General features: G+C 71.7%; 21 protein-coding genes. 14 read left to right on the top strand and 7 right to left on the bottom strand.

The window, feature by feature from the left end:
• Positions 1-67: 67 nt before the first annotated feature.
• The 3 genes from ACEN9V_RS04985 (at position 68) to ACEN9V_RS04975 (ending at position 3,210) form a co-directional block, all read left to right on the top strand.
• Positions 68-1,324 (top strand): inorganic phosphate transporter, encoded by a 1,257-nt coding sequence (locus ACEN9V_RS04985; RefSeq protein ID WP_413602377.1) that lies wholly within the window; start codon positions 68-70, stop codon positions 1,322-1,324.
• Positions 1,324-1,620 (top strand): hypothetical protein, encoded by a 297-nt coding sequence (locus tag ACEN9V_RS04980; RefSeq protein ID WP_413602376.1) that lies wholly within the window; start codon positions 1,324-1,326, stop codon positions 1,618-1,620. The genes ACEN9V_RS04985 and ACEN9V_RS04980 overlap by 1 nt, the downstream gene beginning before the upstream one ends.
• Before the next feature lie 102 nt (positions 1,621-1,722).
• A complete protein-coding gene (locus ACEN9V_RS04975; protein WP_413602375.1) occupies positions 1,723-3,210 on the top strand; it encodes an aspartate ammonia-lyase in 1,488 nt (495 codons plus the stop codon).
• 20 nt (positions 3,211-3,230) lie between these two features.
• Here the strand turns inward: ACEN9V_RS04975 and ACEN9V_RS04970 are convergent, their stop codons facing one another.
• Entirely contained in the window at positions 3,231-4,316 is a 1,086-nt protein-coding gene (locus ACEN9V_RS04970) for a YihY/virulence factor BrkB family protein (RefSeq protein ID WP_413602374.1), read from the bottom strand.
• 177 nt (positions 4,317-4,493) lie between these two features.
• On the bottom strand, positions 4,494-5,813 hold the full coding sequence (locus ACEN9V_RS04965; RefSeq protein ID WP_413602373.1) for an MFS transporter: 1,320 nt from the start codon (positions 5,811-5,813) through the stop codon (positions 4,494-4,496).
• A gap of 48 nt (positions 5,814-5,861) precedes the next feature.
• Here ACEN9V_RS04965 and ACEN9V_RS04960 point away from each other — a divergent pair, with 48 nt between their 5' ends.
• The 3 genes from ACEN9V_RS04960 to ACEN9V_RS04950 are packed head-to-tail and all read left to right on the top strand — an operon-like array spanning position 5,862 to position 9,382.
• Positions 5,862-6,233 (top strand): FKBP-type peptidyl-prolyl cis-trans isomerase, encoded by a 372-nt coding sequence (locus ACEN9V_RS04960; protein WP_281267417.1) that lies wholly within the window; start codon positions 5,862-5,864, stop codon positions 6,231-6,233.
• Complete coding sequence (locus ACEN9V_RS04955; RefSeq protein WP_413602372.1) at positions 6,233-7,078, top strand: aldo/keto reductase; 846 nt, start codon at positions 6,233-6,235, stop codon at positions 7,076-7,078. Before ACEN9V_RS04960 ends, ACEN9V_RS04955 begins: the two co-directional genes overlap by 1 nt.
• 60 nt (positions 7,079-7,138) lie before the next feature.
• Positions 7,139-9,382, top strand: coding sequence for a HelD family protein (locus ACEN9V_RS04950; RefSeq protein WP_413602371.1), 2,244 nt, complete (start codon positions 7,139-7,141; stop codon positions 9,380-9,382).
• 20 nt (positions 9,383-9,402) lie between these two features.
• Here the strand turns inward: ACEN9V_RS04950 and ACEN9V_RS04945 are convergent, their stop codons facing one another.
• The 3 genes from ACEN9V_RS04945 to ACEN9V_RS04935 are packed head-to-tail and all read right to left on the bottom strand — an operon-like array spanning position 9,403 to position 11,896.
• Positions 9,403-9,675, bottom strand: a complete 273-nt coding sequence (locus ACEN9V_RS04945; RefSeq protein WP_281267420.1) for a protealysin inhibitor emfourin — start codon at positions 9,673-9,675, stop codon at positions 9,403-9,405.
• A gap of 41 nt (positions 9,676-9,716) precedes the next feature.
• Positions 9,717-10,784 (bottom strand): M4 family metallopeptidase, encoded by a 1,068-nt coding sequence (locus tag ACEN9V_RS04940; RefSeq protein WP_413602370.1) that lies wholly within the window; start codon positions 10,782-10,784, stop codon positions 9,717-9,719.
• Between the two features lie 53 nt (positions 10,785-10,837).
• Complete coding sequence (locus tag ACEN9V_RS04935) at positions 10,838-11,896, bottom strand: glycoside hydrolase family 6 protein (protein ID WP_413602369.1); 1,059 nt, start codon at positions 11,894-11,896, stop codon at positions 10,838-10,840.
• A gap of 201 nt (positions 11,897-12,097) precedes the next feature.
• Between ACEN9V_RS04935 and ACEN9V_RS04930 the strand changes: the two genes are divergently transcribed.
• The 3 genes from ACEN9V_RS04930 to ACEN9V_RS04920 all read left to right on the top strand — a co-directional run bounded on the left by ACEN9V_RS04930 (position 12,098) and on the right by ACEN9V_RS04920 (position 13,870).
• Positions 12,098-12,544, top strand: coding sequence for a VanZ family protein (locus ACEN9V_RS04930; protein ID WP_281267423.1), 447 nt, complete (start codon positions 12,098-12,100; stop codon positions 12,542-12,544).
• Between the two features lie 100 nt (positions 12,545-12,644).
• Entirely contained in the window at positions 12,645-12,914 is a 270-nt protein-coding gene (rpsO, locus tag ACEN9V_RS04925; RefSeq protein ID WP_070416523.1) for a 30S ribosomal protein S15, read from the top strand.
• A 332-nt stretch (positions 12,915-13,246) separates the two neighbouring features.
• Positions 13,247-13,870, top strand: coding sequence for a CE1759 family FMN reductase (locus ACEN9V_RS04920; RefSeq protein ID WP_413602368.1), 624 nt, complete (start codon positions 13,247-13,249; stop codon positions 13,868-13,870).
• Here the strand turns inward: ACEN9V_RS04920 and ACEN9V_RS04915 are convergent.
• Positions 13,867-14,376 (bottom strand): GNAT family N-acetyltransferase, encoded by a 510-nt coding sequence (locus ACEN9V_RS04915; RefSeq protein WP_413602367.1) that lies wholly within the window; start codon positions 14,374-14,376, stop codon positions 13,867-13,869. The genes ACEN9V_RS04920 and ACEN9V_RS04915 overlap by 4 nt on opposite strands.
• 118 nt (positions 14,377-14,494) lie before the next feature.
• Here ACEN9V_RS04915 and ACEN9V_RS04910 point away from each other — a divergent pair, with 118 nt between their 5' ends.
• From ACEN9V_RS04910 to ACEN9V_RS04890, 5 genes are all read left to right on the top strand, one after another.
• Positions 14,495-14,812 carry a hypothetical protein gene (locus tag ACEN9V_RS04910; RefSeq protein ID WP_413602366.1) on the top strand — a complete coding sequence of 106 codons (318 nt, stop codon included), beginning with the start codon at positions 14,495-14,497 and terminating at the stop codon, positions 14,810-14,812.
• Complete coding sequence (locus ACEN9V_RS04905) at positions 14,809-15,735, top strand: FAD:protein FMN transferase (protein WP_413602365.1); 927 nt, start codon at positions 14,809-14,811, stop codon at positions 15,733-15,735. Before ACEN9V_RS04910 ends, ACEN9V_RS04905 begins: the two co-directional genes overlap by 4 nt.
• The gene (locus ACEN9V_RS04900; RefSeq protein WP_402729275.1) at positions 15,735-16,298 is read left to right on the top strand and encodes a ferric reductase-like transmembrane domain-containing protein; all 564 of its coding nucleotides are present in this window, start codon (positions 15,735-15,737) and stop codon (positions 16,296-16,298) included. The genes ACEN9V_RS04905 and ACEN9V_RS04900 overlap by 1 nt, the downstream gene beginning before the upstream one ends.
• 94 nt (positions 16,299-16,392) lie before the next feature.
• Positions 16,393-17,547 (top strand): NADH-ubiquinone oxidoreductase-F iron-sulfur binding region domain-containing protein, encoded by a 1,155-nt coding sequence (locus ACEN9V_RS04895; protein WP_413602364.1) that lies wholly within the window; start codon positions 16,393-16,395, stop codon positions 17,545-17,547.
• Positions 17,544-17,804 (top strand): ferredoxin, encoded by a 261-nt coding sequence (locus ACEN9V_RS04890; RefSeq protein WP_413602363.1) that lies wholly within the window; start codon positions 17,544-17,546, stop codon positions 17,802-17,804. Before ACEN9V_RS04895 ends, ACEN9V_RS04890 begins: the two co-directional genes overlap by 4 nt.
• Here ACEN9V_RS04890 and ACEN9V_RS04885 read toward each other — a convergent pair.
• Entirely contained in the window at positions 17,785-18,948 is a 1,164-nt protein-coding gene (locus ACEN9V_RS04885) for a coiled-coil domain-containing protein (protein ID WP_413602362.1), read from the bottom strand. The two genes, ACEN9V_RS04890 and ACEN9V_RS04885, sit on opposite strands and share 20 nt — an antisense overlap.
• Between the last annotated feature and the right edge of the window lie 211 nt (positions 18,949-19,159).

The following is a 19,159-nucleotide window of genomic DNA, read 5'->3' as shown; positions in this document are numbered from 1 at the left end:
CGACATGAACGGCTGGTGACCGATCGGGGTTTGCTCGGAACGCCCCGGACTGGGACACTTGCCCGCGGTGGACATCACACTCATAGTCGTCCTGGTCATCGCGTTGGCCCTCTTCTTCGACTTCACAAACGGTTTTCACGACACCGCCAACGCGATGGCGACACCGATCGCCACCGGGGCCATGAAGCCCAAGGTGGCGGTCACGGTCGCAGCGGTGCTCAACCTCGTCGGTGCGTTCCTGAGCACCGCCGTCGCGACGTCGATCTCGCACGGCCTCATCAACGAGGGTCCCGGCGGCGTCGCGATCTCGCCGGAGATGATCTTCGCCGGGCTCATCGGCGCGGTGGTCTGGAACATGATCACGTGGCTGCGCGGCCTGCCGTCGTCGTCCTCGCACGCGCTGTTCGGCGGGCTGATCGGCGCCGCGATCGTCGGCGCCGGGTTCCAGTCCGTCAACTACCTCGCGCTGATGACCGTCGTGATCATCCCCGCGTTCCTGTCGCCGGTCATCGCTGCGCTGGTCTCGTACCTGTCGACGCGCATCGCGTACCGGATCACCCGGCGCCCGGTCTTCCCGAACGAGCGCGGCGGCTTCCGGATCGGGCAGATCTTCACCTCGTCGATGGTGTCGCTCGCGCACGGGACGAACGACGCGCAGAAGACCATGGGCGTCATCACACTCACGCTCATCGCGTCCGGTGCGCAGTCGTCGAACAGCGGCGTGCAGCTCTGGGTCGTCGTCGCCTGCGCCCTCGCGATCGCCCTCGGGACCTACACCGGCGGCTGGCGGATCATCCGCACGCTCGGCTCCGGCATCACGGAGATCCGCGCGACGCAGGGCTTCGCGGCAGAGGCCTCGACCGCCGCCACGATCCTCGCCTCCAGCCACCTCGGCTTCGCGCTGTCGACGACGCAGGTGTCCTCCGGCTCGATCATCGGTGCCGGGCTCGGTCGCCGCGGCTCGAAGATCCAGTGGTCCACGGCCGGCAAGATCGTGATCGCCTGGTTCATCACGCTGCCCGCGTCGGCAGCGGTCGGCGCGGTCGCGTCCGGGATCGCCCGGCTCGGTGTCGTCGGGCTCGTGATCGACGCGCTGGTCGGTGCCGCGGTCATCCTCGGCCTGTACCTGTGGTCGCTCCGGAAGCCGCACGGCTCCGCCTCCGCGATCGAGGTCGACGTCGCCGCCAACGCCGTCTTCACCCGCAAGGAGCTCCGCGACCTGCAGCGCAAGAAGCGCGCGGAGAACGTGGCCGCCCGCCGCGAGGAGCTGAGCCGCGAGCGCACGCTCCGCCGCATGGCCGCACGCAAGGGAGGGCGTCGCTGATGGGCATCGACTGGTTCGCATTCTTGACGGTGGCGCTCGTCGCCGTCGTGTCCTCCTGCTTCGTCGTCGCCGTGTACTCGGTCGGCCTCCGCTTCTGGAGCGCCGCCGACACCCGCGAGGGCAAGTTCACCGTGAAGGACGACGGGACGATCGGCCCGGCGACCGCAGGGTTCCCGAACCCGCAGGGCGCCACCACCGCCGTGCGCGGGTTGCGCGCAGCGGCCATCGCCTGCTTCGTCGTCTGCGGCGCCGTGGTGCTCTACGGCATCTACCTGATCGTCCCGCAGTTCCACTGACGGACGGGAGGCTCGTGGCGGGGCCGCCACGAGCCTCCCGTCCGCCGTCTGGTCGCCGCGCGCCCACCGGACCGGCTGGACGGGACGGACTACCCTCGTGACGTGATCCACGACGAGGAGGCGCACGTGAGCGTTGGTACCCGCACCGAGACCGATTCCCTGGGGTCGAGGGAGGTGCCGGCCGATGCGTACTGGGGTGTCAACACGCTGCGGGCGCTGGAGAACTTCCCGATCACGAGCGTGCCCATCGCGGTGTACCCGGACCTCATCGAGGCGCTCGCGACGGTGAAGCAGGCCGCGGCCCGTGCGAACAAGGCGATCGGCGTGCTCGACGACGAGCGTGCCGATGCGATCGACCGTGCGGCGCAGGAGGTCCGCGACGGAGCCCTCCGCGACCAGTTCGTCGTCGACGTCGTGCAGGGCGGCGCCGGCACGTCGACGAACATGAACACGAACGAGGTGCTCGCGAACCGGGCGCTCGAACTCCTGGGGCGCGAGAAGGGCGACTACGCCTACCTGCACCCGATCGACCACGTGAACCGCAGCCAGTCGACGAACGACACCTATCCGACGAGCGTGAAGATCGCGATGATCTTCGGCGTGCGACGGCTCGTCGAGCAGCTCGAGCAGCTCTCCGAGGCCTTCGCCGAACGCGGAGCGGCGTTCGCGGACGTGCTCAAGGTCGGACGGACCCAGCTGCAGGACGCGGTGCCGATGACCCTCGGCCAGGAGTTCACCGGCTTCTCGCACACCATCCAGGAGGACGTTCTCCTGCTCCGCCGGGTCACGCCGTTGCTCGCGGAGATGAACCTCGGCGCGACCGCGATCGGCACCGGGATCACCGCCGACCCGCTGTACCGCGACGAGGTGCGCCGTCAGCTGCAGGAGGCGAGCGGCATCGACGTGGTGACCGCCCCGGACCTCATCGAGGCGACGAGCGACGCCGGTGCGTTCATGACGCTCTCCGGCACGGTCAAGCGGAGCGCGATCAAGCTCTCGAAGATCTGCAACGACCTGCGGCTGCTGGCGTCGGGACCGCAGGCCGGGTTCGGGGAGATCACGCTGCCGGCTCGACAGGCGGGTTCGTCGATCATGCCGGGCAAGGTGAACCCCGTGATCCCCGAGGTCGTCAACCAGATCGCGTTCGCGGTCGCCGGTGCGGACGCCACGGTGACGATGGCGGCGGAGGGCGGGCAGCTGCAGCTCAACGCCTTCGAGCCGATCATCGCGCACTCGATCATGCAGTCGCTGCAGTGGATGACCCGCGGGTGCGCCACGCTCCGCGAGCACTGCGTCACGGGCATCGAGGCGAACGAGGCGAAGCTCGCGGCCCAGGTGGACACGAACGTCGGCGTCGTCACGGCCCTGACGCCGTACATCGGCTACGCGGCGGCGGCGTCGATCGCGCACACCGCACTGACCACCTCGACGCCGATCTCCACCCTCGTCGTCGCAGCGGGGCTCATGGAGGCGGACCAGGTGCAGCGTGTGCTCAGCCCGGCGCGGCTGTCCGGCATCGAACTGGCCACCGGCGCGATCCCGGTGATCACGGAGGCCATGCTCGACGCGGAGGCGGCCAGGAAGCAGTAGCGGCCAGGAAGCAGGAGCGGTCAGGACAGGGGGAGCGGCGGCTCGCCGACCCTGACCTGGTCGGCGACCGTGCGGAGGCGCTCCTGCTCCTGGTCGTGCGGCTCGGCCTGGGGGAGGCGTGCCGCCGCGGTCCTGACCTCGTGCGCCGCTGCGACGTCGGCGTCACGCCAGCGAGCGAGTGTGAAGTTGCGCGTGACGTCGCGGAGCGGGAGCCGGATGGCCTCGTCGGCCTCGATCCCGGCGAGGAGCTGCCGCATGCGGATCACCTCGGAGTCGAGTTCGCCGCCGACGACGAGCACGAAGTTCGAGAGGTACAGGTAGACGAGCAGCAGGATCGCGCCGCCGAGCCAGCCGTACGCCCTGTTGCCGCCGCCGACGGTCTCGACGTAGAGGGCGAACCCGAACGTGGCGATCGCCCACGCCACGATGGCGAAGGCGGCACCGGCGGACACCCACCGCAGCTGCGGCGTCTTCACGTTCGGCGTCGCGTAGTAGAGCACGGCGACCATCACGACGAGGTCCACCGCCAGGATCGGCCACTTCACGACGTTCCAGAGGTCGTCGATCCACGTCGCCCAGCCCAGCTGGTGGACGATCGCGGCCGAGATGGTCGGGGTCCCGAGCAGGATGACGATGGCGATCGCGCCGCCGACCATGACGAGCAGCGTGACGAGGAGCATCATGCTGCGGAACTTCCAGATCCGGCGGCCCTCCTCGACCTCGTACGCGGTGTTCATGGCGCGGCCGAAGGCGGTCGCGTACCCGGACAGCGACCACAGCGTCAGCACGACGCCGGTCGAGAACCCCAGCCACGGGTTGTCGAGGGTCAGGAGTTGGCGCAGTGGCTGTTCGAGGTGCTCGGCGGTCTCCGGCCGCACGATGAAGCCGATGATCTCGATGATGTCGGCCAGGCTGTCCCCGGCCCGGTCCACGATCGCGAGCGCCGACACCACGGTGAGCGTCGTCGGGAACACGGTCAGCAGGGCGAAGAACGTCAGGGATGCTGCTGCGTCGACGACACGGTGCCGGATCACCGAGTGGTAGGTGCGGCGTACGACGGCGCGGACCCCGGTCCGCTGGAGCTCGCGCGCAGTCGGGTCCGGCATGTGGACGAATCTACCCGTCCACGCGCCCTGGTCCGGTGACCCTGTCCCGGAACTGCCGGACGGTTGTTCCGCGAAAGTGACACTCTGCTGCGGAACTTCCGTCGCAGACTGTCGCTTTCGCGGGGCCCGGGCAGAGGCCGCGCGGGGCCCGGGCGGAGGCCGGGCGAGACGCGCGGGTCAGTTGGCGTGGGGGTGCAGGGCGTCGTAGCGGCGGAACGACGGGACGAGGCGCAGGAGCAGCGCGACGAGACCGATGATCGCGACGCCGCCGAGGATCGGCGGGACGGCGATGCCCGCGGCGACGACCAGACCGGCGTACAGGTCGCCGAGGCGAGGGCCGCCGGTGACGACGACGATGAAGATGCCCTGCAGCCGTCCACGCATGCCGTCGGGCGACGCGGACTGCAGGATCGTGTTCCGGAACACCGAGCTGACGTTGTCCGCGCCGCCGGCCAGGGCGAGGAAGAGCGCGGCGAACCCGAGCGCCGGCAGGATCCCGGTGCTGAACGCGTCGCCGGCACGACCTCCGAGCACGTGCGCGAGGGCGACGACCACACCGAACGCGGCGATCGCGGCGCCGTAGGCCGTGATCGCCCACCCGACGGCCTCGCCCTGACGGCGGACGTGGCCGAGCGGGCCGGAGAACACGCTCGAGAGCAGCGCACCGACGGCGTAGGCGGCGGTGAGCGTCCCGACCGTGACGGCGCCGCCGCCGATCACCAGGGCGCCGATCGCGGGGAAGAGCACGCGGGGCTGCCCGAAGGTCATCGCGACGATGTCGAGGACGAACGTCATCGTGATGTTGCGGGACTTCCGGAGGAACCTGGCGCCCTCGACGAGGGATCCGAGCCCGGGCTTCAGGGCACCGTGGTCGGCGGTCATCCTCGGCAGCGTGAACACGCCGGCGAACGCGAACGTGAACAGCACGACGTCGATCGTGTAGGTCGGCGCGAACCCGACCGACGCGATGAGGACACCGGCGATCGCGGGGCCCACCGTGACCTGGAAGCCCGAGGCGATGCCACCGAGGGCGCTCGCCGCCGGGAGCAGGTCGGTGCCGACGAGCCTCGGCACGATCGCGGAGCGGGAGGCGTTGCTGACGGTCGCCGCGACGGCGTTCACGGTCGCGAGGACGTAGAGCAGCGCGACGCTGTGCAGACCGAGCCACGAGTGCGTCGCGATGAGGGCAACAGCGGCCCAGGCCACGATGCTCGACACCAGTGCCACGGTGCGCCGGTCGAACGCGTCGGCGAGCATCCCGCCGTAGAGGCCCGCGACGATCATGGGCAGGAGCGCGATCACGCCGACGAGTGCGACGGCGAAGGTCGAGTGCGTGATGTCGTACACCTCGAGGCCGACGGCGACGGTCGTCATCTGCGTCCCGATGCCGGCGATCGCGGTGCCCGCCCAGAGTCGGGCGAACGCGGGGGACCGGCGGAGCGGGGTGAGGTCGGCGAAGACGCGGCGGCGCGGCGGTGCTGGGGTGGGTTGTGTCACGGTGGAACCATTCTGGGGGCTGTCCGCCGTCTCTGGTTGACTTGCGGCATGACTGACCTGAACAGCAAGCCCGAGTTCGACGCCCCCGAGGGCCCGGCCCCCACCGACCTCGTCATCACCGACATCGTCGAGGGCACCGGGGACGAAGCGTCCGCCGGCTCGACCGTGAAGGTGCACTACGCCGGCGTCGAGTACGAGTCCGGCGAGGAGTTCGACAGCTCGTGGAACCGCGGCGAGCCGATCGACTTCCCGCTCGCGGCGCTCGTCCGCGGCTGGCAGGAGGGCATCCCCGGCATGAAGGTCGGCGGGCGTCGCAAGCTCGTCGTCCCGCCGGAGCTCGCCTACGGGCCGGCCGGCGGCGGACACTTCCTGTCCGGCAAGACCCTGATCTTCGTGATCGACCTGCTCGGGGTGCGCTGATGGCGGCGGCCGTCCCACTCGCCCCGACGGTCGAGCTCAACGACGGGCACCAGATGCCCGTGCTGGGCCTCGGCACGTACTCGCTCGACGGCGACGAGGGTGCTGCCGCGATCGGCACCGGCATCGCGAGCGGGTACCGCCTGCTCGACACCGCGCTGAACTACGGCAACGAAGACGCCGTCGGTCGTGCGGTGCGGGAGTCGGACGTGCCGCGCGACGAGCTCTTCGTCACGTCGAAGCTCCCCGGTCGCCACCACGGCTGGGACGAAGCGCACAAGTCGATCGACGAGACCCTGGGGAACCTCGGCCTCGAGTACGTCGACCTGTACCTGATCCACTGGCCGAACCCGTCCGTGGACAAGTTCGTGGACACGTGGAAGGCGTTCGTCGACCTCCGCGACAGCGGCAAGGTCCGCTCGATCGGCGTCTCGAACTTCACGCCAGCGCACCTCGCACGCATCATCGACGCGACCGGGATCGCCCCCGCGGTGAACCAGGTCGAGCTGCACCCGTACTTCCCCCAGGCGGACCTGCGAGCGGTGCACGCCGACCTCGGGATCGTCACCGAGAGCTGGAGCCCGCTCGCCAAGCGGTCCGAGCTCCTCACCGAGGAACCGATCACCGCTGCGGCTGCCGCACACGGAGTCACCCCCGGGCAGGTCGTGCTGCGCTGGCACACCCAGCTCGGCGCGATCCCGGTGCCGAAGTCCGGCGACGCCGACCGGCAGCGCGAGAACCTAGACGTGTTCGGGTTCACGCTCTCCGATGACGAGGTCTCGGCGATCTCCGGTCTCGAGCGCGGCCGGCTCTGGGACGGCGACCCGGACACCCACGAAGAGATGTAGCGCGTCCGCCTGTCGGGACAGGGGGACTACACTGGATACCCCTGTCCCGAAGGGTGGCGTGTGTCCGAACCGACCGAGATCGACCGTGAGCGTACGTACGTCGACGGGCTCTTCGCCCGACTCGACGAACTGACCGCCGAGGCCGGACAACGCCTCACCGAGACCCGCCGTCAGGCGGTCGGTGGGAACCACCAGAGCCGCAGCGAGCGTGACGCGTTCGCCAAGCTCTACGAGGACACCATCCAGACGCTCGAGCGCGTCGGGGACCGGCTCGTCTTCGGTCGGCTCGAAGTCGCCGATCCCCCCGCCGGCGAGGACGCCTTCCGGTACATCGGCCGCGTGGGGCTCCGCGATCGAGACCACCGCCCGCTCCTGCTCGACTGGCGCGTCCCCGGTGCCAGCGCCTTCTACCAGGCCACTGCCGCGCACCCGATGGGCATGCGTGCCCGTCGGCACCTCTCGCTCGAGGGCCGATCGGTCGTCGGCGTCGAGGACGAGGTCTTCGACGCCACGCTCTACGACGACGAGCGCACGCACCTGCAGGGCGAGGGTGCGCTGCTCGCCGCGGTCACCGCCGAGCGCACCGGCCGGATGACCGACATCGTCGCGACAATCCAGGGCGAGCAGGACCGCATCATCCGCTCGCCGCTCGAGGGCGTCCTCATCGTGCAGGGCGGACCCGGCACGGGCAAGACCGCCGTCGCGCTCCACCGCGCCGCGTACCTGCTGTACTCCTACCGCGAGCGGCTCCGGGGCTCCGGCGTGCTCGTCGTCGGGCCGTCCCCGGCGTTCCTGACCTACATCGAGCAGGTGCTGCCATCCCTGGGGGAGACCGGCGTCGTGATGGCCTCGCTCGGGTCGCTCTACCCCGGTGTGCACGCGACGACGCACGACCGCCGGGACACCGCCGCGGTGAAGGGCTCGGCGGAGATCGCCGACCTGCTCCGTCGCGCGGTCCGCTCGCGGCAGGTCGTCCCCACGGAATCGGTGACCCTCGACGTCGAGGGTGAACGGCTCGTCGTCCCGCCGCAGCTCGTCGCGGACGCGATGCGCCGTGCCCAGGACCGTGGGAAGCCCCACAACGTCGCCAGGGTCACGTTCAACAAGATCGCGCTCGATGCCATGACGAAGCTCCTGGCCGACCAGCTCCGCGAGCGCGGCACCACCGTCGACGACGCGGACATCAAGGTCCTGCGCGAGGACATCCGCTCGTCGTACGACGCCCGCGTGCTGCTCAACACCGCGTGGCTGCCGCTGCCGGCGGAGAAGCTGCTCGAGGACCTGTACGCCCGGCCGAACTGGCTCGCGTCGCTCACCCCGAACTGGACTCCCGAGCGCCGTGCCCTGCTGGTGCGCGAGCGTGGGGCGACGTTCACGGTCGAGGACGTCCCGCTCCTCGACGAGGCCGCCGAGCTCCTCGGTACGTTCGACCCGACGGGCGGTGCCGCGAAGCGCCAGGCGAAGGCGAGTCGCAACCGGGACATCGAGAACGCCAGGCAGGCCATCGAGAACATGGGCGTCGAGGGCATCGTCACCGCCGAGCAGGTCGCCGGCGCCTTCGCCGAGGGCGGCGACCCCCGGAGCACCGCGGAGCGCGCCGCCGAGGATCGCGAGTGGACGTACGGCCACATCGTCGTCGACGAGGCGCAGGAGCTCTCCCCGATGCAGTGGCGCGTGCTGGCCCGCCGCAACCCGCTCCGATCGTTCACGATCGTCGGCGACATGGCGCAGGGGTCCTCGCCGGGAGCCGCCCGGACCTGGGACGACGTGATCGGCGCGCTCGCCCGACGCCGTCGGGGCCGTGCCCCGCAGGTGCCCCTCGACCACCGTGTCGAGGAACTCACCGTCAACTACCGCACGCCGCGGTCCATCGTCGAGGCGGCGGGTGCGTTCGCCGCGTCCGCCGGACTCACGGTCACCGCGAACCAGGCGGTCCGGGACGGCGACCCCGTCGTGCGGCTCCGAGCGTCCCGCGCCGAGGTCCTCGACACCATCGCCACGACGGTGGCGTCCGAGCGCGAGCACATCGGCTCGGGGACGATGGGCGTGATCGTGCCGGACGCCCAGGTCGACGTCGTGCGACAGCGTCTGGCGCAGGGCGACCTCGACGTCCGGAGCCTCGGGTCACCGCGTCCGGGGTCGGTCACGGTGCTCACCGGTGCCGACGCCAAGGGGTTGGAGTTCGACGGCGTGCTGCTCGTGGACCCGGACGGCGTCGGGGACGACGCGGCCCGCGCGGCGGCCGCGGTCTACGTCGCGATGACGCGTCCGACGCGTCGCTTGACGGTCATCGACGTCGCCTGACCGGTTCACGGTCGGGTCCGTCAGGTCGGGTCGCCCTCGGCACGCACCCGGTCCACGAGCGCGGCCCACTGGCCGTCGAGCTGGCTGCCCGGCATCCGCACGGTGGTCCTGGCGACGGTGATCGTCCACTCGAAGTCGTCCGGTACCCGTCCCCGGCGTCGGACCGGCGGCTCGCGGGGGAGGGCGTCGACGAGGTCGTACCAGCCGTCCGGGTCGTCGCAGGACTCCGTGTCCACGCGCCACCCCCGCGTGAGGCCGGCGACCCCACCACTCCGGCGGACGACGATGTGCATGCCCCGAAAATACCCCCGCGCGGCACTGTCCGGCCGGGAGATCAGGGGAGCACGCCGACCGTGCGCCACGCCTCGGTGACGGCGGACGACTCGCGGGAGTCCGCCCCGAACCGGGCGTCGGCCTCGGACACCGTGACACGGGCGAAGCCGGCGAAGTCGATCGAGGCAGTCACCTCCGCCGAGGTGAGCGCGTCCCACCACACCGCGCCGGCGCCGTCCCACGCACGACCGCCGATCGCCGTCGCCGCGAGGAAGAACGCGTGGTTCGGGATGCCGGAGTTCGTGTGGACGCCGCCCGAGTCGTCCTCGGTGTCGACGTACCCGGCCATGGTCGCGGGCTGCGGGTCCTTGCCGAGCACTGGGTCGTCGTACGCGGTACCCGGTGCCTGCATGGACCGGAGCGCCACCCCGTGCACGGCCGGCGTGAAGAGGCCCTCGCCGATGAGCCAGCTCGCCTGGTCGGCGGTCTGACCTGCGGCGTACTGCGCGACGAGGGAGCCGAACACGTCGCTCACCGACTCGTTGAGTGCCCCGGACTGCCCCTGGTAGGTCAGGTCGGCCGTGTACTGGGTGACCCCGTGTGCGAGCTCGTGCCCGATGACGTCGAGGGCGATCGTGAAGCGCTCGAAGACCTCGCCGTCCCCGTCGCCGAACACCATCTGCTTACCGTCCCAGTAGGCGTTGTCGTAGTCGTTCCCGTAGTGCACGCTCGCGTCGAGGGGGAGCCCGGCGCCGTCGATCGACACCCGCCCGAACACGTCGAGCCAGAACGCGTGGGTCGCACCGAGGCCCGCGTACGCCTCGTCCACGGCCGCGTCACCGGTGTCCGGGGCTCCTTCGCTGCGGACGAGGGTGCCGGGGAGCGAGGTCGACCCGTGCGCGTCGAAGATGCTCCGCTGCGGCGACCGGTCGGGGGCAGCGGCGGCGTGCCTGACGCCGAGCCGTGCTTCGCGCTTGGGTGCCTCGACGACGGCGAGCGAGGCCAACGCCGTGCGTGCGGCGGGAGTCGCGCGGGGGAAGGCGTCCGACGGTGCGTCCGCGATGGCGCGCAGCAGGTAGGGCGGGACGACGGATCGGCGGCCGACGGATCGGGGCTGGGCGGAGGTCATGGTGACCATGGAACCCCCGACAGCCGACAATCGGGGCCGAGCCGGGCCTCCTGTCAGTCGCCCTTGCGGTTCTCGACCAGGGCGAGCGCGTACGACTCCCACCACTGGCCGGCTGCCGGGCCGCCGTTGCAGGTGCCGTCGCTGAGCCCCGGCGTCTTCACCCAGAGCAGGGCGTCCAGCCGGCTCGACCCGGCGGTCACGTGCGGGTCCTGCCCGAGTCCGGCGCCCTTCGGGTTGCACCAGTCGCCACGCCAGCCCTGACCGTTCCTCGACACGTCGATGACGAAGTGCGGATCGCCACCGACGGCATCGGCCAGTCGGTCGGCGTACGCGCGCTCCTGGTCGACGCGGTAGAAGTTCGACACGTTCGTGAAGAACCCCTGCGTCTCGTCGATCCCGGCCTCGCGGAGCCACTTCGCCATCGACGCCGTCGGCACGCGGTTCTCGTTGCCGCCGTCGAGGTAGACCGTCAGCCCGTGGCCGGTGAGTTCATCCACCGCCTTCCTGAGCAGGGGCAGCCGGGAGTCCTGGAGCCGCTTGCACACCTGGATCTGCGCGATGGCGTCGGGTTCGACCAGCACGACGGCCTTCGACCCGGCCATCGCCCGCACCGCGGAGCGCACCCACGGGACGTACTCGGACGCGGCCGTGCCGCCCTTGGAGTAGTGACCGCAGTCCCGGTCGGGCACGTTGTAGAGGACGAACACCGGCGTCCTGTCCTGCTTCCTCGCGTTCGAGACGACGTCGCGGACGGTCTCCCGGGTCCGGGCGATCGAGGGGTTCGTCAACCACGTGGCGATCGGCTGGTCCGCGATGACGGCGATGCGGTCGGCGGTGTCCTGCTCGCCGTCCTGCCGGGCGGCTGACTCCCGCATGCCGGGCTGGTTCTCGTTCGCGGGCTGTCGTGCGAGACCGCCGGGGAACGCCTGGGCGGCGCTCTTCCGCTCGACGATGCGCCGGCCGTCCGGGCCGTTCGGTCGGTTCGGCAGCCAGAGCGCGACGGCCGCGACGACGGCGATCACCACGACGGCGGCACCGCCGATCCACAGCCACTGGCGGGCAGCACTCGGCACGCGGGTCCGGTGCGGGCGATTCGTCTCGTGGTCCGGCATCGGCGGTCCTCCCTGGTCTGACCGTTGTCCGTCGGGCGCTGCGTTCGTGCGGTTCCGGGCGGCCCTGTTCCACCCGTGGCCCCATGCTTCCACCCCGAGGACCCGCCTGACCACCACGGGCAGGCGTTCCCTCAGCATCGGCGGTGCTCCTGCCCAGGAGTGCTCCAGGTGTCGCGCAGGCCGGTGACCCACACTGTCCGGATGCTCCGGAAACTCCTCCTGCTCGCCCTCACGGCGGCCTACGCCTGGGTGATCTGGCGGATGACGTTGACCCCGCACGTCTTCTCCGACGCGCAGCAGTCCTTCGTCTCGCACGCGATCGTCTGGGCGCAGCAACTCCCGGGTGGCGCCTGGCTCACCTACGACCGGACGGAGTTCCTCGCGAACATCGCCATGTTCGTGCCCGTCGGGATGATCGCCGCGATGTGGTTGCCGCGCCGCTGGTGGTTCGTCGCCGCCGTGCTGGCGGTCGGCCTCTCCGCTGGGATCGAGATCGCGCAGGGCGCACTGCTGCCGTACCGCGTGGCCGACCCGCACGACGTGCTGTCGAACGGCATGGGCGGGCTGCTCGGAGCGACGCTCGTCGGGCTCGCGCGCAGTCTGATGCCGGCGCCGCGTCGTCGTCGACTCCGGGCCAGGACCGCGTAGCCCGTCTGGTAGTCTTGTGCGGTTGCCGTCGAACGGCCGCGGACAAAGAGCGCTCACGCATCCGGTGTGGGCACCGCGCAACGGACAGAAGGGGATCACCATGGCACTTGACGCGAAGGTCAAGCAGGAGATCATCGAAGAGTACGCGACCCACCCGGGCGACACCGGATCCCCCGAGGTCCAGGTCGCCGTTCTGACGCGTCGTATCAACGACCTGAACGAGCACCTCAAGGAGCACAAGCACGACCACCACTCGCGTCGTGGTCTGCTGCTCATGGTCGGTCAGCGTCGCCGTCTCCTCGGTTACCTCTCCGACGTCGACATCGCCCGCTACCGCGCGCTCATCGAGCGCCTCGGCCTGCGCCGATAAGGTCAGCGTCGCTCGTCGACCGACACACGCTTGACCGAACGCCCCGGTCCTCCTCGTGAGGCCCGGGGCGTTCTCCGTGTGCCCGGGGGCGTCGGCGCACCGGCGCACCGGTGCGTCGGATGCGTCGGATGCGTCGTCCCGAACCCGCCAAAGCGACAGTGTGCCGCGCACTGTCGGCAGCAATTTGTCGCCTTTGCGCTGTTGACGGTGTGGGGGTGCGGGGAAGTGTCGCTTTGGGGACGTGACGGGGACGCACGCGGAGGGGAATGGTTGCGAGGGGAGCCCGGTTGGGTACGATGTTCATGCAAACGCATTGAAGATCGGGAGTCACCATGACCACCATCGCCGTCGTCTCCGCCGGGCTCTCCGAGCCCTCGTCGACCCGCCTGCTCGCCGACCGCCTGGCCGCGTCCGCCGTCGCCGCCATCGAGCAGGACCGGAGGGGAGGCTCGCCCCGCGTCGTGCACGTCGACCTGCGTCCGCTGGCCCACGAGATCACCGACGCGATGCTCACCGGCTTCCAGGCCCCCGCCCTGGCAGCGGCGACCGCTGCGGTCGTCGAGGCCGACGCGCTCGTCTTCGTCTCGCCGATCTTCACCGCAGGCATGAGCGGCCTGGCGAAGTCCTTCCTCGACGTGATGGACAAGGACGCCCTCGCCGACATGCCCGTCCTGCTCGGCGCGACGGGCGGCACTGCGCGGCACTCCCTGGCACTCGAGCACGCGATGCGCCCGGTGTTCGCGTACCTCCGCGCGGCCGTCGTCCCGACCGGGGTGTTCGCCGCGACCGACGACTGGGGCACCCAGGGTGACCAGGCGGCCCTGGACGGTCGCATCCGCCGGGCCGGGACCGACCTCGCCTGGGCGATCGGAGCCTCCCGTCGGTCACCGCAGGAGGCGGACGCCCTGCCGGAGGTGCAGGACTTCGCGAGCCTGCTCGGCGGGCTCGGTCACTAGAGCGGGCGGACGAACAGCCGGAACCGGACCGGACGTCCGTCCGCGTCGGTGTCGGTCGTGCTCACGAACTCGCGGACGAAGGTGAAGCCGGCGCGCTCGGCGACCTTCGCGGAGGCGGTGTTGCGGACGTCGGCGCGGATAGCGGCACGGGTGCCGACACCTCCGGATCGGATGCGGTCGCAGATCTGCGCGACGGCGATCGCCGTCACGCCACGGCCGCGCATCCACGGGGCGATGCCGTAGGCGATGTTGACGTCGCCCGGATCGAGGCCGTCGTGGACGTCGGGGTCGTAGTCGATGGTGCCGACGCAGTCACCGTCGACGAGGACCGCGAACGCGCGTTTGCCCGCGCCGGCCGCTGCATCGCGGGCGAGTCGGTCGACGTAGGCCTCGGTGCCGACGACCGTGCTGCGGCCGCCGCTCAGCCAGCGGATCGTCTCGTCGTCCTCTGCCGCGACGATCGCCGCGGCGTGCTCGTGCCGCAGCGGCTCGACGATGACGTCCACGCGTCCACCGTACCGGGCTCTTAGGTGGACCACAGGGTTCCTCGGGGAGCGGCGCAGCTGACGCCCGGCGTCCTCATCGTCACCGCCGCGAGCCTCGTGGTGACGGCGAGGAGGAACGATGGACACCAGGGACAGTGGGAAGCGCTCCGCACGGATCACGAGCGCGCTGGTCGGTGCCGGCGGGCTCGTGGTGGCGCTGGTCACCGGCGGCGGGCTGTGGCTCGGGCACACCGAGACCGCGACGACCGGTGACACGAGCACGTCGACGTCGACCTCCACGGAAACGGACACCGGGACGTCCGCGGACACCGGGACGTCCGCCGGCACCGGGACGTCCGCCGGCACCGGGACGTCCGCCGGCACCGGGACGTCGTCCGACACGGGCGTCAGCCAGGGCACGACCGGTGGTACCGACGCGACGACGACGGGATCGTGACCGTGCGCGCCGCCACCTCGTGGGACGTCTGGACCACGACCGCCCGGGTCGTGCTCGACCACCGCGACCGCCGCCACCTCGCCGCGGCGGAGTCGTGCGTGCGCGAGGTCCTCGCCGCCGTCGACGCCGCGTGCAGCCGCTTCCGCCCCGACTCCGAGCTGCGCTCCCGTGCCGCGGCACTCGAACGCGGCGCCGTCGTCTCACCCCTGCTCGCGAGTCTCGTCCACCAGGCACTCGACGCCGCCGAGACCACGGGCGGCGACGTCGACCCGACGCTCGGGGCGCGCATGGTCGCACTCGGGTACGACGCAGCCTTCGCCGACGTCCCGCCGACCGACACCCCGACGGAGCTCGCCGCGGCGCTCGACGGGCGGCCGGCCTGGAAGCGCGTCCTGCTCTCCGGCACCTTCCTCCGGGTCCCGCACGGGGTGGTCCTCGACCTCGGCGCCACCGCGAAGGCCGCTGCTGCCGACATGGCCGCCGCGAGCGTCACCGCCCGGTTCGGCATCGGCGTGCTCGTCTCCCTCGGCGGGGACGTCGCCACCGCGGGTCCGGAACCGCACGGCGGATGGCAGGTGCTGGTGCAGGACCTCGACGACGACCCGACCGAACGGGTCACCCTGTCGCCCGGGTGGTCGATCGCGACGTCGAGCACCCAGAAGCGCCGATGGGAGCAGGACGGGGACGCACGGCACCACATCCTGGACCCGCGGTGGGGGCTGCCGGCTGACCCGGTGTGGCGGAGCGTGACGGTCGTCGCACCGTCGTGCGTCCTCGCGAACACGTTCACCACCGCAGCGGTCGTCCGAGGTCACCGTGCTCCCGCGATGCTCCGGGCGCACGGCGTCGCAGCGAGACTGGTGGGGGCGAACGGAGACGTCGTGCGCCTCGGGGGATGGCCGGACGAACGGCTGGTCGCCTGATGGACACCGCGCTGTGGGTCCTCGGGCGGGGCATGGGTGTGGCGGCCGTCGTGCTGCTCTCCCTGACGGTCGTGCTCGGCATCGTCACGCGTGGCGGCCGTCCACTCCGGGGCCTCCCGCGCTTCGCCGTCCAGCTCGTGCACCGGGACGTCGCCCTCGCCGCGACGCTCTTCGTCGTCGTGCACGTGGTGACGCTGCTCCTCGACACCGAGGCCGAACTGCGGCTGGTCGACACGGTCGTGCCCTTCGTCGGCACCTACCGCTGGTTCTGGCTCGGGCTCGGCACGCTCGCGGTGGACCTGCTCGTCGTCCTCGTCGTCACCGCGTTGCTCCGGCGGGTGATCGGCCCGCGGGTGTTCCGCGTCGTGCACTGGACGGCGTACGCGATGTGGCCGGTCGCGATGGCACACGCGATCGGCACCGGGACGGACGGGACCTCGGCGTGGTTCCTGGTCGTCGCCGGTTTCTGTGCGGCAGCGGTCACCGGTGCCGTCGTGTGGCGCTGCTCCGACCGGGTCACCGAACACCGCACGTTCCACCTCGAGAGGACGGCCCGACCATGACGACCACCACCGCGATCGCTCCACCACTCGGCGTCCGGAGACTCCTCGCAGCGCCGGGCCCGCACTCGCCGACCACGTGCGGACGCACGGCCCGATGCCGTCCGTCCGACCGGGGATCATCGACGAGCTCGGACTCGCCGGCATCGACGGCCGGGGCGGAGCCGGGTTCCCGCTCGCGCGCAAGCTCGCTGCGAGCGTCGCCGCCGCGCGCACCGAGCGGGCGGCCTCCGTCCACTCGCGCAGGCGCACACCCCTCGTGATCGGGAACGCCGCCGAGGGTGAGCCCGCGAGCCGGAAGGACGCCGTCCTGCTCGCGACGAGCCCGCACCTCGTGCTGGACGGACTCGTCGTCGCGGCGCTCGCCGCGGGGGCGACCGACGCGGTCCTGGCGACCGGCGCGGCGAACGCCGACGTCGTGCAGCGAGCACTCGCCGAGCGGCACGACGCAGTCGCGATCACGCTCCGGGTGCTCCCGCACACGTCGTTCGTGTCGGGCGAGGCCGCAGCGCTCGCGTCCGCCGTGGCCGGCGGTCCGGGGAAGCCGACGGACCGGGTCGTCCGGCTCGCCGAACGCGGCCCGAGCGGACGCCCGACGATCGTCTCGAACGTCGAGACCCTCGCGCAGGCCGCACTCGTCGCACGCTGGGGCGCGGCGTGGAACCGCTCGATCGGGACCGCGTCGGCACCCGGGACCCGTCTCGTGACCGTCAGCGACGTCCGTGACCCGGCCACGGCGGTGGTGCTCGAGGTGGCGGGCGGGACGGTGCTCGGGGAGGCGATCCGGGCCTCCAGGGCGGTCCCCGACCCCGCACGGACGCGAGCCGTGCTGGTCGGCGGATGGGGCGGGACGTGGGTGCCGGCGGCCGCGCTCGACGCGACGCTCGATGCGGACGGACTGGGGCCGTGGGGTGCCTCGCCGGGTGCCGGCGTGGTGGCGGTGCTCGACGACGCGACATGCCCGGTCTCGGTCACGGCCCGCATCGCGGCGGCGCTCGCCGGGGCGTCTGCGGGACGGTGCGGGCCGTGCGTGAACGGGCTGCCGCGTCTGGCCGACGTGCTCGGGGCGCTGGCCGCCGGTGCGCGTGGCGCTGACCTGGCGGGGGAGGTGCGTCGCCTGACCGGGCTCGTCGACGGGCGGGGTGCGTGTCACCACCCGGACGGTGTCGCACGGATGGTGCGGAGTGCGCTCAGCGTGTTCCACGAGGACGTGCAGGCACACCTCGGCGGCACCTGCGCGGTGCGGCGATGAACGGCCGCGCCGGGGCGAGCCCCCGCGCCGGGGCGACGGCGCTGCACGTGGACTGGACGCGGTGCCGTGGGCGCGGGCTCTGCACGGAGCTCCTCGCCGAGCGGTTGGACCGCGACGAGTGGGGCTTCCCGATCGCCCGTGACGGGGGTCCGACCCGCGATGTGCCGCTCGCCCCGTCGGACGTCGCTGCGGCACAGGACGCCGTCGCGATGTGCCCGGTGCAGGCGCTCCGACTCGTCAGTACCAGTGCGGGTTGACGCTCATCTCGTGGTTCCACGCGCCGCACGGGGTGCCGTAGCTCGACTTGATGTACGCGAGACCCCAGTTGATCTGCGTGTTCGCGTTGGTCCGCCAGTCGGCACCCGCCGCACCGAGCTTCGATGCGGGGAGTGCCTGGGGGATGCCGTACGCACCGCTCGAGGAGTTCAGGGCGTTCGCACGCCACCCGGACTCCTGGGTCCACAGGGAGACGAGGCAGCCGTACTGGTCGTCGCCCCAGCCGTAGTTGCCGAGGACGCTCCTGGCGTAGGCCTTCGCGGCCACCGGGTCGACCGTGACGCCGGAGGTGCTCGGGTACGAGGTGCCGGTCGACGGCGTGGTGACCGCGGCCTCGGCGGCGGCCTGCGCTGCTGCCGCCTGGGCCGCTGCCTGCGCCGCGACGGCCTGGCCGACCTCGTACTGCTGCTCGGTGGCGGCGGTCGTGTCGTTCAGCGACGCGAGCTGCGCGTAGAGCTCGTTGCTGTGGTCCTTCGTGGAGGCGACGGCGGCGTCCGCCTTCTGCTCGGCGGTCTTCGCCGCGGCGGAGCGTTCCTCGGCCGCCTGTGCGAGCGACGCACGCTCGTCCTCGGCGCGCTTCGCCTGGTCGTGCAGGGACGACGCGGTCTTCGCCGCGACCGATGCCTCGTCCATCACACCGGCCCACGTGCTCGACAGCTGGTCCATCGCGCCGAGCTGGTAGAGCAGCTGGTCCGGGTTCTTCGCGGTCGCGATGCGCGTGGTCATCTGGTTCGTGGACCCGTCGCGGTACAGGTTCGCGGCGAGCTGGCCGGCCCGCGTCTGCGCGCGCGTCGCGGTCGCCGACGCTTCGTCGGCCTGGGACTGGAGGCTCGTGGCGGTCTGGGTGGCCTCGCTCAGGTCCGCCTCGGCCTTCGTCGCCTTCGCAGACGCGTCGAGCGCGGTCTGCGACTTGGCAGCGGCGTCCGCCTGCGCGGACTGCAGCGCTGCCTGGACCTTCTTCACCTCGGCCGCCTTGGCGTCCGCGTTCCCCTTCGCCTTCTGCACGTCCTGCCAGGTCGGGTAGTCCGTCGCGCTCGCGGGTGCAGCGGTCACGACGGGGGCGACGAGCGCACCGACGACCACGGCGGCCGCGACGAGTACGCGTCTGGCAGGGGATCGACGCATGGACGCAGGCTATCGGGGACACGCCCGTTCGCCACGAGCCTCGCCGTCGATTCACCGCCGACTGCTAAAGTCGAGGCGTCCGGGGACCGTTTCCCGTGACGACACACAACATCGCACGCAGACCGGCACGAAGCTGGTCATCGGTGGTGGCATGCGGGCCGACCTCGTCCCGACTGCTTCTACTGCTGGCCAGGCATGCGTTCCGCGTCGT

Origin of the sequence: Curtobacterium sp. Curtsp57 (genome assembly GCF_047324335.1) — a bacterium.
Taxonomy (GTDB): Bacteria; Actinomycetota; Actinomycetes; order Actinomycetales; family Microbacteriaceae; genus Curtobacterium.
Note: the sequence above shows the minus strand (reverse complement) of the source record. Positions and strands in the feature narration are given on the sequence as shown.

Coding starts and splice junctions, on each gene's coding strand:
- ACEN9V_RS04890 (WP_413602363.1), top strand. CDS start 17,544: ATGAACGGCCGCGCCGGGGCGAGCCCCCGCGCCGGGGCGACGGCGCTG.
- ACEN9V_RS04885 (WP_413602362.1), bottom strand. CDS start 18,948: ATGCGTCGATCCCCTGCCAGACGCGTACTCGTCGCGGCCGCCGTGGTC.
- ACEN9V_RS04940 (WP_413602370.1), bottom strand. CDS start 10,784: ATGACCTCCGCCCAGCCCCGATCCGTCGGCCGCCGATCCGTCGTCCCG.
- ACEN9V_RS04935 (WP_413602369.1), bottom strand. CDS start 11,896: ATGCCGGACCACGAGACGAATCGCCCGCACCGGACCCGCGTGCCGAGT.
- ACEN9V_RS04970 (WP_413602374.1), bottom strand. CDS start 4,316: ATGCCGGACCCGACTGCGCGCGAGCTCCAGCGGACCGGGGTCCGCGCC.
- ACEN9V_RS04900 (WP_402729275.1), top strand. CDS start 15,735: ATGGACACCGCGCTGTGGGTCCTCGGGCGGGGCATGGGTGTGGCGGCC.
- ACEN9V_RS04980 (WP_413602376.1), top strand. CDS start 1,324: ATGGGCATCGACTGGTTCGCATTCTTGACGGTGGCGCTCGTCGCCGTC.
- ACEN9V_RS04910 (WP_413602366.1), top strand. CDS start 14,495: ATGGACACCAGGGACAGTGGGAAGCGCTCCGCACGGATCACGAGCGCG.
- ACEN9V_RS04920 (WP_413602368.1), top strand. CDS start 13,247: ATGACCACCATCGCCGTCGTCTCCGCCGGGCTCTCCGAGCCCTCGTCG.
- ACEN9V_RS04955 (WP_413602372.1), top strand. CDS start 6,233: ATGGCGGCGGCCGTCCCACTCGCCCCGACGGTCGAGCTCAACGACGGG.
- ACEN9V_RS04945 (WP_281267420.1), bottom strand. CDS start 9,675: ATGCACATCGTCGTCCGCCGGAGTGGTGGGGTCGCCGGCCTCACGCGG.
- ACEN9V_RS04960 (WP_281267417.1), top strand. CDS start 5,862: ATGACTGACCTGAACAGCAAGCCCGAGTTCGACGCCCCCGAGGGCCCG.
- ACEN9V_RS04930 (WP_281267423.1), top strand. CDS start 12,098: ATGCTCCGGAAACTCCTCCTGCTCGCCCTCACGGCGGCCTACGCCTGG.
- rpsO (WP_070416523.1), top strand. CDS start 12,645: ATGGCACTTGACGCGAAGGTCAAGCAGGAGATCATCGAAGAGTACGCG.
- ACEN9V_RS04895 (WP_413602364.1), top strand. CDS start 16,393: ATGCCGTCCGTCCGACCGGGGATCATCGACGAGCTCGGACTCGCCGGC.